Here is a 14,766-nt window from a genome sequence, read left to right as displayed (position 1 = left end):
CACGCCCACTGTAGGAGCCGGCTTGCCGGCGAATGCGATCCGTCAGACAGACCGGGGCGCTTCGCTGGCAAGCCAGCTCCTACAAAAGCATCCCATGGGATGCTTTCCGAATTAGCGTCATCCGAGGTTTTTGAAATGAATGTTTTGATCATTGGCAGCGGTGGCCGTGAACACGCACTGGCCTGGAAAGTGGCTCAAGATCCGCGCGTGCAGAAAGTATTCGTGGCCCCCGGCAACGCCGGCACCGCCATCGAAGCCAAGTGCGAGAACGTCGCTATCGACGTGCTGGCCCTTGAGCAGCTGGCCGACTTTGCCGAGAAAAACGTTTCCCTGACCATCGTCGGTCCGGAAGTGCCGCTGGTTGCAGGCGTGGTCGATCTGTTCCGCAGCCGTGGCCTGGACTGCTTCGGTCCGACCGCTGGCGCTGCCCAGCTGGAAGGTTCGAAAGCCTTCACCAAGGACTTCCTGGCGCGCCACAAGATCCCGACCGCCGACTACCAGAACTTCACCGAGATCGAGCCAGCCCTGGCTTATCTGCGTGAAAAAGGCGCACCGATCGTGATCAAGGCCGATGGCCTGGCCGCCGGCAAAGGTGTGATCGTTGCCATGACCCTGACTGAAGCCGAAGACGCCGTGCGCGACATGCTCGCGGGCAACGCGTTCGGCGACGCCGGTTCGCGCGTGGTCATCGAAGAGTTCCTGGACGGCGAAGAAGCCAGCTTTATCGTCATGGTCGACGGCAAGAACGTGCTGCCAATGGCCACCAGCCAGGACCACAAACGCGTCGGCGACGGCGACACCGGCCCGAACACCGGCGGCATGGGCGCTTACTCCCCTGCCCCGGTCGTGACTGCAGAAGTGCACCAGCGGGCCATGGACCTGGTGATCTGGCCGACCGTTCGCGGCATGGCCGAGGAAGGCAACGTCTACACTGGCTTCCTGTACGCAGGTCTGATGATCGACAAGGCTGGTAACCCAAAAGTCATCGAGTTCAACTGCCGTTTCGGCGATCCTGAGACCCAACCGGTGATGCTGCGTTTGCAGTCGAGCCTGGTCTTGCTGGTTGAAGCCGCTCTGGCGCAAGCACTGGACAAAGTCGAAGCGCAATGGGATCCACGTCCGAGCGTCGGTATCGTGCTGGCCGCTGGTGGTTACCCGGGTGACTACGCCAAAGGTGTGGCCATCAACGGTCTGGATGCAGCCGCCGCGCTGGAAGGCAAAGTCTTCCACGCGGGCACTGCGCTCAAGGACGGTCAAGTGGTGACGGCCGGTGGCCGTGTACTTTGCGCCACCGCCATGGGCGCCAGCGTCGATGCGGCTCAGCAGCAGGCTTACAAGCTGGCGGCCAAGATTGATTGGGAAGGCTGTTTCTACCGCAATGACATTGGCTACCGTGCCATTGCCCGTGAGCGTGGCGAGAGCCAGGAATAAGGCCATTCATTCGGCCAGGCAAGGGCCGCTGGTCCTTGCCGGACTATTCCGGCACCGCGCATAGTTATAATCTGGCATCAACCTACGAAGGGATTTCGCCGTGCGCTGGCTCAGGATTGCCATAAGCCTCACCGTCACTCTGCTGACCTTGCTCTGCATGCTCCCGGCCCAAGCCGCGCAAGGCAGTGGCTGGGCGGTATTGCTTGATGAACAGGGCGACCTGCAGCTCAGCGACATCCGTTCCGCTCGCTACACCAATCAATTCAGCCCCATCGAACTCGATCGCCTCACGGCGGCCGAGCCCGATGGCGCGTTATGGCTGCGTTTCAGGCTGGCCCCCGGCAAGCATGAACAATTGCTGCGGGTGTTCGCACCCGATCTGTCGGCGCTCAACCTGTATGTACTCGACGGCGACACGCTGATCGATCATTTGAACACCGGTACCGGGCAGCCCCAGGCTGACCGCCCCCTGCCCAGCAGCGACTTCATGTTGCCGCTGCCGCAAAGTGACAACCCCCTCGACGTTTACCTGCGTCTGGTCTCCAACCATCAGTTGCGGCCTTACATCACCCTGCAATCGGCGATCACGACCGCGGCCGATCAGAACCAGACGTTGATCTACGGCCTGCTGTTCGGTTGCCTCGGCATGCTGATCCTGTACAGCTTCGTGCGCTACGCCTACACACGTTCGCGCAGCAGCCTTTGGCTGGCCTGGTGTGAAGGGTTGTTAATGCTTAGTCTGCTATTGCTGCTGAACCTGGCCGGACCATGGTTGCCGAACTGGCACGCCATCCAGGCGCCGGGCGCCTACATCGCGTTGTTGTTGACTGCGCCGAGCGGCCTGATGCTTGCCTGTCGCTTCTTCGCCCCGCTCGGCCCGCACCCGCTGAACAAACTGTTGCTGGCGGACATTCTGCTCATCGTCGCCTGCGGCCTGCTGTTGTTGTTCGTCAACACCTTGCCGCTGAACATCATTACCTACGCCCTGGTTGCTCTGGCAGGCCTGAGCATGTTGTTCGTCAGCGCCTATCACTGGCAAAAAGGCTATCGCCCGGCACGGTTTTTCGTCGCTGCGATGGTGGTGTTCAACATTGGCACCCTGATCATCCTGCCCGCCCTGTTGGGACTGACCCTGGTCGCCCCGCAAGGCCTGATTACTACGCTTCTGGTGTTCACCTGCATCAGCGGCCTGCTGATGAGCATCGCCCTGAGCGAACGTCAGCGCAGCATCACTGAAGATCGTTTCAGTGTCAGTCGCGACCTGGCCGCCAGCAACGCCGAGATCAACGCCAAGGCTGAATTCCTGGCGAAAATCAGCCATGAAATCCGTACACCCATGAATGGCGTTCTGGGCATGACCGAGCTGCTGTTGGGCACTCCCCTGTCGGTCAAACAACGCGATTACGTGCAAACCATCCACAGCGCCGGCAACGAACTGCTGACACTGATCAACGAGATTCTCGACATTTCCAAGCTCGAGTCAGGGCAGATCGAGCTGGACGACGTACAGTTCGACCTCAACGCCTTGATCGAAGACTGCCTGAGTATCTTCCGCGCCAAAGCCGAGCAGCAGAATGTCGAGCTGATCAGCTTCATCCAGCCGCAAGTGCCGCGCGTCATCAGCGGCGACCCTACACGCCTGCGCCAGACCCTGCTGAGCCTGCTGGAAAACGCACTGAAGAAAACCGACGAAGGCGAAATTCTGATCGTCGTCGCCCTCGATGAACGCAGTGCAAAACCGCGGCTGCGCATCGCCGTGCAAGACAGCGGTGTGCCGATGGAGGCCGAAGAGTGCGATGCCCTGATGCATGCCGAACTGCACAGCAAGCATTTCCTCTCGGCAACGAGTCTGGGCGGTAATCTCGGGCTGGTGATCGCTCGTCAGCTGATCCGTTTGATGCACGGTGAGTTCGGCATCAAGACCGGCGCCAACCAGGGCAGCACGTTGTGGCTGACGCTACCACTGGACCCAGACCGACTGGAGCACCCTACCAGCGACCTCGATGGCCCGCTGCAAGGTGCGCGCGTGCTGGTGGTGGACGATAACGACACCTGCCGCAAAGTGCTGGTGCAACAGTGCAGCGCCTGGGGCCTGAACGTCAGTGCCGTGTCTTCCGGCAAAGAAGCCCTGGCGTTGTTGCGCACCAAGGCCCACTTGCGCGATTACTTTGATGTGGTCTTGCTGGACCAGAACATGCCGGGCATGACCGGCATGCAACTGGCGGCCAAGATCAAGGAAGACCCGAGCCTCAATCACGACATACTGCTGATCATGCTGACCGGCATCAGCAATGCGCCGAGCAAGATCATTGCGCGCAACTGCGGGATCAAACGCATCCTCGCCAAACCCGTGGCCGGCTACACCCTCAAGACCACCCTCGCGGACGAGTTGAATCAGCGCAACAGAGGCCCGGCCGTTTCGCATCATCTGCCCACTGGCCCGACGCTTCCGGTCAAGGTCCCAAGCGATTTCCGCATCCTGGTGGCCGAAGACAACACGATCTCGACCAAAGTGATTCGTGGCATGCTCGGCAAACTCAACCTGCAACCGGACACCGCCAGCAATGGCGAAGAAGCCTTGCTGGCGATGAAAGCTCAACGCTACGACCTGGTGTTGATGGACTGCGAAATGCCGATCCTCGATGGCTTCTCTGCCACCCAGCAGCTACGCGCCTGGGAAGTCAGCAACCAGCGAACCCGCACCCCCGTGGTGGCATTGACCGCACACATCCTAGTCGAGCACAAAGAGCGTGCGCGCCAGGCGGGCATGGACGGGCATATGGCCAAGCCGGTCGAGCTGTCGCAGTTGCGTGACCTGATCGAGCATTGGGTTGCCCAGCGTGATCAGCAAAGTCGTACAGCGTCAACATTCTGAGCAACGTTGCGCAGCGAGCTCGTCAGAGTTCCAGATCGATCAGGTATTTCAAGGACTGGGATATGACCGACTGCTTCACCTTGTCCCGAAACTGGGCATAGTGAAGCGTGTTGAAGGTAATCAAAGCCATCTGTTCGATGCTGCTGTGCACGAGCGCTTGATCTTCGACAAACAGGAATCGAGAGACCTTTCGACGAATTTGAAACTGTCGGTGATAAATCCCCATATCAACTTTGTTCGGGCCGTTCATCACGCAAGGAATCATCTGGAAGTAACCGCCATCTGAGCCAAGGCTTGTCGAGTCGAAGACCTCGAGCGCCAATGCGTTGCGCTCCATCTGTGCCAGAGCCCGACTCATCGGCTGGGCGAATGCCTCGCCGAGACGTGTTGAGATACTTCGCATTGCCTGCCTGCCCATCAGACTGTCCTGTAGGGGCGATAATGTTTCAGGTTCTGGAACATCCCATCCGAGAAACCTCAGTTGATTGCGGTAGTAGTCAAACCAGTCACCCGACAATCCATCGTTAAACGCAGCACGGGTAGCGGATTGCGCAAATGCCGTGCTCATATAAATGTCTTCTCGGTGGGACGCAGGCAAACCACTGGCAAACGCCACGACGCTGCCGCCAACAACCGCAGCCGGTGGAGCAATCAATTGCGTCATGATTCAATCTCCTCAGGAACCTGCACGCCAGAACAGCTGTCGGTCAGGCTTAACAGCGCAACATTGCCCTTGAGCCTTTCCCTGACCTTCCAGGCGATAGCATCACGCGCAGGACCGTATAGGGTTTCGGACAGATAGACCCGGGCGTAACGCATGCTGACAGTGCCTTGTACATCTTCGGCCTGAAAGAGCTGTGCCAAAGGATTGGGGCTTATCTCTTGACGGGTTTTAAACTCCAGGTACACGCTTGTGACCGAGGTCGGAGCTCGCGCCAGAATTACAAGCAAACGCACGATCCTGGCTGGCGCAGGTACTTCAGTCGATTCATCTGCGGACGTTTTTTGCACATGGTTGCGCAGCAAGCTCATTGCAGGTTCAGTACCCGACACACTCGCCACCCGTGCCAATGTTGCGGCAGTATCTTGCCCTTCGTCTGGAGCACCTTTGGACATCGCAGCCGCAACCCATTCGATCACCGACTCGCCGCAGTTTTCGGTGATGAGCCTTTCCTCTCGCGCCTTTGTTTGCCGTAGCCAGAAGTCATCTAAAACTTCCACATAAGCGTCATACCAATTAATCTCTGGATCTTTTTCAACCTCTTTATTGGCAACCAATTGCGCCAGCAATACCGAATTGACCAAATCATCATGAGCTGCCAACCCATCAGCCCCAGGAACAATCACGATAGCAGCCCCAACCACCGACACTAAATAATCACAACCCATATCATTTTCTCGCCAATAGAAAAGAGCGATCGATACTCGACCGCCCTGCAAGATTCAATTAAATATCATAGTCTGCAATTTTGCCGGCGTGCACGATTAGTTTACTTGCAATAACCTCACGAGTAGCGGCAGCGACCAAATCATTTTTTTCAAAGAATGTTTCACCGCGATACAGTTTCACATCCCGAGTATCCACATCCACAAACAGCACTTTGGTCGACGTGTTAGTGCGTAAAAACCGCACCGCACCGAGGGCCATAATGGTTACGCCATTATGTTCAGTGCACGCACCGGCCGCTATTCCGCCTACGCCTTGCGCCAACAGATTTCGCTCATAAACAGTCAGTTCCGTATCACGCTTTTGCAGGGCTGCAATCGCCTCCCCCGCCACTTTCAGCATCAATGCAGTAGTCGGACCAGGCAGCGCAATGCCCGCGACCACCGAGCCAAGAATCTCCAACACCAGTTTATCCATGCGGACACTAGTTCCGCTGATGTGCAAGTCGTTGTAGTAGCTGCTGATATGCGTCCAGCCCGCCTTTCTCATGACGTCCCGAAACTCCGCATACCACTCTTTACCCTGGGACTCCTCTGGAAATGCTTTGTTCGCAACAAGGCTCGCAAAGAGAAAAGCATTCTGCGCATCCGAGCGATTCACACCACTGAGGCCACCGCTGAAAGACAATATACCTTCACCGACAATAGAGCCTTTCGACGGTTCTTCAACGGTGTCACCTAGCGTAAACATACTACGAGGGCGAATAGTAACCGCATCACTCAGCTCATATTCCTTCAGACTTTTAACACAGGCAGCAATATACTGCTCACTAACTACTAGGTTATTCATAACAAATTCCTTATTTACATTAAAGCAAGCTCTTCATGAACTCGCCGGAAAAACAATAACCAAATAATCGAACACTAACAAACCAAAATATGTAACACCATATCCGCCAACCTATAACAACCAACACCAAACACTTAGTTAAAAACACTCAAATAAAGACAAACAACAACCCGATCTTTGAAAGCCGATTCCCACACGCAATTGATCGACTGATAGACTTCACCTCACCCCTCTTTTGAAGCGAGCCAAAACCATGCTCCAAGTGTTATTCAGCGTTTACCTGAAGATGCTGGTGCTCTACAGCCCGTTCTTCGTGTTGTCCTGCTTCATCAGCTTGACCCGCGGCTATTCGCGCAAAGAACAACGACGCCTGGCTTGGAAAGTAGCGGTCGCCACGCTGGTGTCCAGCGTTTTGCTATACCTGTTCGGGCGGGTGATTTTCAGCGTATTCGGTATTACTGTGGATGCGTTCCGCATCGGCGCCGGCAGCGTACTGTTCATCTCGGCGCTAGGCATGGCCCAAGGCAAGTCGGCAGTGCAAACCGACAACGTGCAGCAGGACGTGACCATCGTCCCGCTGACCATTCCCCTGACAGTCGGCCCCGGCACCATTGGCGCATTGCTGGTGATGGGCATAGGCCAGCCGCATTGGGACGACAAGCTCACGGCCATACTCAGTATTGCCCTGGCGAGTTTCACCGTGGGCGTCGTGCTTTATCTGGCCAACCACATCGAGCGTATTCTCGGCGACCAGGGCTTGCAGATTGTCAGCCGTTTGATGGGGTTGTTCGTCTGCGCCTTGGCGGCGCAGATCATCTTTACGGGCGTGAAGGGCTATCTGGTTCCCTGACATTCAAGGCCGCAGATCTGAAAAGACCTGTGGCCTTGTGTCAACCGGACTCAGCTAACCCCGTTGTCGGAAACCTCCTCTGCGGTCGCAATCTCGATGCGCTGCGCCGGTACAAGCTCGCTCAGCAAGACGTTGTCCTTGTTTCCTTGCTTGATCAGCAAAGCGTTCACCAACGTGGACACGGCAAAGGATCGATACCCTTCTACGGCCAGGAACATTTCACCGCGTATGGTGACGTCCGCCGAGAACACGTCGCGAAGGATCAGGCTGTGCCCACAGTCAGGATCGACAATGACCAAGTGTTCCTGAACCTTGCTCAGCGTCAGTTTTTCCGAGGTGTCCAGCGCCCAGATCAACTTGCCGGGAACTGACACCGCACGTCCTGGTATCGGTCGGCAGTCGACAATGACCGACTCCAACCTGAACCAGGCGGCCTTCGATAAACGGTAAGTAACGGCACCCTGCCCCAGTCGAAGGATCAACGTGTTCACATCGTCAGGAATCAACGGCATCAGGTCACTGACTACCATCTGCCCTTCGATTGTCAGCACTTCAGCATTGCGCTGAACATAACGCACGGGCCCGGCCAGCTCCATGCCCGGGTAGATATGCAGCAACCCGCCCTTGCTTTCATGAAGCAACACATTGGTTTGCTGCTGGGTACCCAAGAGTTCGAAGTCGTCGGTTATCGACGCTTTCGAAACTCGAATCAATCGTCCGGTTTCGGACACATACCATTGCAGGCTCTCGGGCTCCTCAACCGAAAGGAACGCCGCGTGCCGGTGGTTCTCGACCAGCTTCTTAAGGCCGTCTTGCAACCGACCGTTCTGAACAGCCACCCATTGGCTATCGACCCCGGTGATCAACACCGGCTCCTGATAGCGCAACTCCACGTTGATCCCCTCAAGCGTTGTTGCGCGAAATCCTGCGCCTTCTGCCTTGACGTCGGCAAACCGCCAGGGCGCCCACTCACGCACAGGTGCCGGTATCGCGTCGGCCTGCAACAATCGTGAGCCCTGGCCAAATGCACTGGCGAGTTGCGCAGGATCGATAAAGGCCTGGCGATAGATTTCACCGGTTGAAAGCTCCAGCAACCAGGCACCAGTGTTGTCCGGCGTAACGCTCAGTAAGCGCACTTCCCCACCACGGCCCAGATCGGATAACAGCAACCGATTGTTCACGTACCAGGCACTTAGCCGCAGATGGCCCTGCAAGTGGGTCAATCCCACAATGGCAAAACTCGCGACGGGGTATTGGCCAGCTACTGTTTCGAGCGCCAACCACCAATGTGCTCGATCCTTGAGCCAGTCATCCGTCAGGCCACCCAACTGCAGGCGACCTTCGGCGGTCACATTGAAGAACAGGCCTTTATCTGTCAGCGCCAGATATTCCTCTTCAACGGCAACCACATTCACCAGCCCTTCGGGTTCAATCGGTTCAACGGACCAGGTCCCGTTGATTCGTTGCTGCCGAGACAGTCGCTTGGCAACCTTGTCGTAGACGACGAACACCTCACCCTCATTGTCCGCCGGCGGGACAAGTGTGAGTTCTTGCAGATTCTTGATCGAGTCCGGCCAGCCTCGTTCCCGGTGTCGCAGCGCGGTGGGGCGGACAATCAGGCGGTCACTGCGGCGAATCCAGGCCAGGTCGCGCAGCGTCGAATCCACCTTCCAGCAAATCGAGACGTACACCGCAGGCTGCCAGTCGACAGTGGTCACAACACCGTTTACCGGCGTAGGCGCAAACACAACATGCTCACCCAATACCTGAGCCCAGTCGCCGAGTGTCTCGTTTTTGCTCACGATCGCTTCCAGCGCCGGGTCCAGGTCTCGAGTCATCGAGCTCAAGAACACTTCGTCGTCATGCAACTGGTAGACAAACTCATCCACCGTCAGGTCTTTGCGAGTGACCTTCTGCACGAGGGTGATCACCCCGTGCGTCGTCTCTTTGAAGTGGGTAATGAGACTTTCGGCGGCCTCAGCGAGCAACAGTCGATAGCGTCGGTTGAGCAGGCCCGTCACTGCATCGACTTGCCAGACAAGGTAATTTCGCGGGTGATAGAAGTACGCATAACCGTCTACCACTGCGCCCAACAACGCCTCATCGGCTTCCCCCCGCTCATCGTCGCGAATGTATAGAAAGCGATCGACAGCCGAGTCGTACCAGGCGCTCGTGAACCTCGGTTCATCGGGTTTTTCGAACGGGACCGGAAACTGATGAACTGGCGTGTAGGGCATGCCCAGGCGATGGGCTCGGGCCAATGCCTTGAAGTGATCCTGCAATACTTGGGCATCCATGCCCGGGGTCGCGTCCTGCTCGATAACCGTCAATGTCGTCTTGGCAAAATCGACCTTGAAGACTTGATTCTTGCCGACCTTTATCAAGACCTCATGGCGCCCCCTGCCGCTCAATTCCACTTTGATGGCGCCAATAAAGAGTCCGCCAAAAGGCGCCACTCGAATATCGCTTTCCTTCGCCCACAAGGCTTGCAGCAACCAATGTGAGGTCTCCTGGCTCGGTGACTCCAGTTCAATCTTCACTCCGGGATTGAGCACGAGCGAGCAGTTCGCACCGGCGCCCTCGATTTTATAAGTGATCTTGCCGTGCCACGATTTCGGCAGCGCGGGCACCACCAGCGTACGCGCAATCGCGTCCAGCCGAACAGTGATCACCGTAGGCTGATAGACCGGGTTCAGGCGATAGACAATGTAGTCACCGGGAAACGAATAGAACGAAAACAGAAACTGACGCTGGTCATCCACTTTCCTCTTCTCCAGGCGGCGCGCCGTATCAAACCCGACATCGTGGCGCAGCGTCGAAAAAGGCAGCCATTTGTATTCATAACCGAACACCGTTTTAGGCGTGCATGGCAGCACGATGGGCTGACCGGCAGCGGGGGTAAACGCGGCGCGCCCTGGCAAACCGAGTTCGCGGCGAATATCAATCGCTCGCTCATAATCCACATCAAAGTCGGGGACCCCGAAATGATCACGCAGGGGGAACAGTTCAGGGCTGCCGAATGCCAGGGTTCGCGCCTTCAGGTCCAGCGTCTGGAAGACCACAGCCGATTGAGGCAACCAAGCGCTGGCCGCCTCATCAAACCGATAACCGCTTTCGCGATACGCTCGTTCCAACCCGTCAAAAAACAACCCTACCTGCTTGACCTCTTCGGCAATGACAGCAAACCCCTGGGCGAGCGCTGCTGCACCAATCGCCAGGCCTCCCAGAATCACACCGGCACCACCCAGCACTGCGGCCGCGGTGCTCGCCCCCACCACACCGGCACCGATCCCGGCCCCTGCCAGCAACACGCTGGCGGAATCGAATGCCAGTTGAGTACCGTACTGCGCACGCTCAACGTCGTTGTCGGCGGTGGACAATTGGTAAATATCGAAACCTGCGTTAGCCAGACCTAATACCGTACCCACGCCTTCATTGGCGACATGTCCCAACGCTTCGCCCACCACCGGCGCACAGGTTTGAGCGATCACCTTTTCTTCAGCCAGCGCTTGTCGTACCAGTTTGACCAGCCCCAGCACATCGACCACGTTGCCATGTACCAACTGCGCGTAATTGACGTAGGCGTGCAACCGAACAGCCATCGTCAATGGTCTCCCGGCACCTTCCTGATTGCGCAACGCGTTCATCAGCGCCTGTATTGTGAAACCCGCGTTCAAGGTATGAACGCTGCCGGCGCCTGTCGGATCCGGTTCATTGACCGGCGCCCGGGGTTTTGTGGCCAGCGCAGAGAATTGCTCTGACAGATACGTTTTGATGCGCAGGAAGCGCTGATCGTTGGTGATGACTTGCACCAGGTGCTCAGGCTTCTGGGGATCGATCAGGCTCAAGCGATACTCGCCGATCGGGGTAATTTCCAGTGTCTCGAACAACGGGACAAGCTCATGCGCCAGTTGATTTTTTTCCAGGAGCTCAGTGGTTGCCTCGTGTATCTGCTGGCTCCACCCATAGCTGTCGAGCTCCAGCAGGCTGCTGCCCAGCCGCGGATTGCTCATCAGCGATTCGCCGTAAGCACTGGTCAGACGCTGCCTGACCGCAGGCAGTGACTGTTCCTTCAACGGGCCTGGTTGCAGCAACTCCGACACACGAATACCGGAAGGCAACAACGTTGCGGACAGACGAGTACCGTCCAGTTCGATCAGGTCAAATGTAGGTCGGGATACCTCGCCATAGGCGGCGTATTGTTTGGCCATTTCATGTTGCAGAAAGAACTGCTCCAACGCTTCGCGAAACAGCAGCGGTTGCTCAAACTCGAACACACCGAAGTTCGGATCGTAAAAGTGATAGAGGCCGCGCTCGCCGACAAAGGTTTTCGCCACCAGCATCGAGTGGTTGTTGGAGTTAAGCATCAAGGTACTGGTGGAGGTCTTGGCTTCCAGTACCGCCACCATCTGCGCCACATCCGAGCGAGCGAGGGCGGTGCCCATTTCGTTGAGCTGCACGCCGCGCATTTCTTCCACGGCGTGCAGAAAGACCGCGGAGTCGTTTTCCTCAGGGTCAATCACCCCGAGGTAGAAACGTTCCCGCAGGGTATTGGCGGCGGCAGAACCGTGGACCAGCGCCGCGGCCATCGCCAGCGTCAACGGATAACAGCGGCCACCCACCCGCTCGCCGGCCCCCTGTAGCAGCAAATCCTGTGGTACCAGTTTCGTCGTACCCGCATGGAAGCTGTCCAGAACAATGCTCACTCGCTCGACAACCCGGTCACGGAACTCAAGCTTTGCGACCTGTTGGATTCGGGCGACGTGCTGCCCCCATTGTCGCAAGGTCAACGGTTGCGCGAGGGCATTTTTCTTGAGCTCCAGTGCGTGCTCGGAAAACGCTGGCGGTTCGCCGGGCGGACCGTCCACTCCAGCCACAAAGGCCGGCGCATTGTGTTTGAAGAGCTGACGTTCAATCGCCGCATACCGCCCCGAAACGCCCAGATCGCTAAGGGTGTTGGCCAGGTTATCCAGCTCGGCACTCACCGCCTCGAAGGTACGGTTATCCAGTGCTTTAGCTCCCAACAAAGCACCGAACAACAGGCGCTGAGCGGGGCTCAATTGCGTCGTCAGGAACGAGCCGCTGGCGATTCCGGTCAAGATTTCATCGACTGATAAACGTTGCGTCATCGTGTCGCTCAGCGAAGCAGGAGGTAGCGTTTTTGCGTCCTGGGCGAGGATCAATTGCCGGTCATCAAAGCTCAAAGGCACCGCCTTTTCAAACGTCACCGTATCGCTGCGCTGTTCATTCATCGTCTGCAGAAACGGCTCACCGAGTTCATCGGCCAAGTGCTGCAACAGACCGGTCGACAACACATGGCGCCCTTCGATGACCGGCCAGCCTTCCTCGAAATCAATGCTCTGAACCTTCAGTAACTCCCCCATGTCACCCATGAAGCGGTTTTTGAATCGCCCCTCTTGCCAACGCTTTTGCTCACTGATCAACCATTGGGAGGTGTCACTCGCGTTTTCTTTCCAGGAGTGATCCAGTTCCTCCTCGGTCGCCCGGTTGACGGTCGCGATGGGGGCAATAGCGACGTCCTCTCGCCAGACGTCAGCCGCCTGAGGGGTGAAGTGCATTCTGACGTAGGCCGTGATCGCATCACGCATCGCTGCAGGCCCGGTCAGGTAGATCGTCACTTCGCTCTGGGGGCGAATCCCATCGCTGAAATAGGTAGCTGCCGCTTCAATCAGAAAGCCGAGCGACAGATCTTCTTCCTCTGGCAGTTCGCGCAAGGGACCGAATTTTTTCTCGACGACCTCCTGCGCAATACCGCTCATGGCTTCGGCATCGATCAATGCAACCTTTCTCTGCATGGCCAACCGGGCCGTGGCATAGACAACTTCATAGTTGAGCCTGAAACGTTCGATAACTGCGTTCAGCATCGCCGAGTCGGGATGAGCCATCAGAAACGCATTACTCAAACTGCTTTGTTCAGCGACGGCTCGCAGTCCGCTCGCACGAACGAGGCGCTCGGTGGGCGGGCGAAAAACGCTGGTCAACGCAGGACGACTTTTGGCAAAACGTTCCAGCGCCGGACGATGCTCCAGGGGGATCACCTCAACATAGCTTGTGTACTTGCTGCGCAGCGCCTGGCGGCCCGGCATCCATTCGGGATTATGATCAAGCAACAACTGCAGCACGCCCAAGCGCGCATCAGTGCCAAAATGGCTGATGTTCACCTCACCCAGCACTTCCAGAAGAGGCGGCAGGTTATCGACATCCGCGTAACTGCCGCCTTCAGCGAGCAAGGCCTCGAGGCGTACAACATCGGAGGCGGCGGCAAAGTTGCCGCGCAGTCTGACTTCTCGGTCGTAAATAGCCTGCAAGCGTAGCGGCGTGCCACTGTTCGCCAGATCACGAAGTTCAAGAGCGCCTTCGGCCAGTGACGAAAGGCTCTCGCTGTTTTTTACCTTCAAGGCTTTCAAGTGCGCTTCGTTCTGCCCATAAGCGCGGACCAGAAGATCAATTCGTGCATCGTCGGCTTTTTCGCCGCGTTTTACCGCGCTAGTGATATGCGCGCTCATCTGCTGCTTGAGGACAATGGCTCGCTCTTCGTACTTGTCACCCAGTTCAAACGCTGTCTTGCTGGTCGCCCCGCCGTTGATCATCGCATCAGCCTTCGCGGCCTCGACAATGATCCGGTTGGTTTCGTAGGCCAGCAACGCGTCGCTGTCGTACCAGAGTTTGAGGTTATAGCCTTCCCCCGCGAGAGCCTGTTTCCAGACATTGATGTAATCGCGCTGGATATCCCCGACGCCACCGCCAAGCCATACAAAGTGCAGGTTCTTGGGCACTTCGGTGGGGGCGACCGTTAACTGTTCAACACTGTTGGACAAGCGCGTCTGAAAAGCTTCAACCCGGTCGAGAATATCCGTCAGGGTGGGGGACTGACCTTCACCCGGTTCGGCCAGCACCTTCACTTCCGCGGAACGTCGGCGTCGTCTTGTGGGTTCTATAAAAGATCCAAGTGCCTGAAGCAGCAATCCAAGCGGCACCCGCATCCGCGGAAAATCGAGTTGGCCAATACAACCGAAGTAATACCGAAACACCGCGTCGTATTCATCGGTGCCTTTATGTTCATGTAACGCCTGTTCAAGATCAGACAACTTGAAAAGATCGATAAAACTTACATACCCGTCAGTATGATGCTTATCTTGCTCATGCATAAATACACTTCCCTGTAGAGTAACAATTGACGATTAAATTAAAGCGTTAAATCAACACTAACCGAATTGATTTTCAGCCTCAAAAAATAAAACAGACAATTGATTACCAACAAAACATTCAGAAATGCAAGAGCACCGAAAACGACTAGATACGCGCAACCATTAAAACATCAACTTACATCAACACATGTAAAAATACCGTTGC

7 protein-coding genes are annotated in these 14,766 nt (G+C 56.7%); 3 read left to right on the top strand and 4 right to left on the bottom strand.

The genetic code is table 11. From position 1 onward, the window contains the following. Positions 1-135: 135 nt before the first annotated feature. On the top strand, positions 136-1,431 hold the full coding sequence (gene purD, locus ACWGZX_RS17595) for a phosphoribosylamine--glycine ligase (protein WP_452624786.1): 1,296 nt from the start codon (positions 136-138) through the stop codon (positions 1,429-1,431). 100 nt (positions 1,432-1,531) lie between these two features. Then, the gene (locus ACWGZX_RS17590) at positions 1,532-4,306 is read left to right on the top strand and encodes a response regulator (RefSeq protein WP_452624785.1); all 2,775 of its coding nucleotides are present in this window, start codon (positions 1,532-1,534) and stop codon (positions 4,304-4,306) included. A 22-nt stretch (positions 4,307-4,328) separates the two neighbouring features. Here the strand turns inward: ACWGZX_RS17590 and ACWGZX_RS17585 are convergent, their stop codons facing one another. Genes ACWGZX_RS17585 through ACWGZX_RS17575 form a run of 3 tightly spaced genes read right to left on the bottom strand, consistent with a single transcriptional unit; the run spans position 4,329 to position 6,542 of the window. Continuing rightward, positions 4,329-4,970, bottom strand: a complete 642-nt coding sequence (locus ACWGZX_RS17585; RefSeq protein ID WP_452624784.1) for a hypothetical protein — start codon at positions 4,968-4,970, stop codon at positions 4,329-4,331. After that, positions 4,967-5,695, bottom strand: coding sequence for a hypothetical protein (locus tag ACWGZX_RS17580; RefSeq protein ID WP_452624783.1), 729 nt, complete (start codon positions 5,693-5,695; stop codon positions 4,967-4,969). The genes ACWGZX_RS17585 and ACWGZX_RS17580 overlap by 4 nt, the downstream gene beginning before the upstream one ends. 58 nt (positions 5,696-5,753) lie before the next feature. Beyond that, positions 5,754-6,542 (bottom strand): hypothetical protein, encoded by a 789-nt coding sequence (locus tag ACWGZX_RS17575; RefSeq protein ID WP_452624782.1) that lies wholly within the window; start codon positions 6,540-6,542, stop codon positions 5,754-5,756. Positions 6,543-6,795: 253 nt separating this feature from the next. Here ACWGZX_RS17575 and ACWGZX_RS17570 point away from each other — a divergent pair, with 253 nt between their 5' ends. Beyond that, positions 6,796-7,392, top strand: coding sequence for a MarC family protein (locus tag ACWGZX_RS17570; RefSeq protein ID WP_007945221.1), 597 nt, complete (start codon positions 6,796-6,798; stop codon positions 7,390-7,392). Between the two features lie 50 nt (positions 7,393-7,442). On the opposite strand, the gene ACWGZX_RS17565 is transcribed toward ACWGZX_RS17570, so the two are convergent. After that, the gene (locus ACWGZX_RS17565) at positions 7,443-14,561 is read right to left on the bottom strand and encodes a TcdA/TcdB pore-forming domain-containing protein (RefSeq protein WP_452624781.1); all 7,119 of its coding nucleotides are present in this window, start codon (positions 14,559-14,561) and stop codon (positions 7,443-7,445) included. Between the last annotated feature and the right edge of the window lie 205 nt (positions 14,562-14,766).

The sequence above is a fragment of the Pseudomonas sp. CLCA07 genome, from assembly GCF_053615335.1.
The sequence above is the reverse complement of the archived record's forward strand: the minus strand, read 5'-3'. Positions and strand labels throughout refer to the sequence as shown.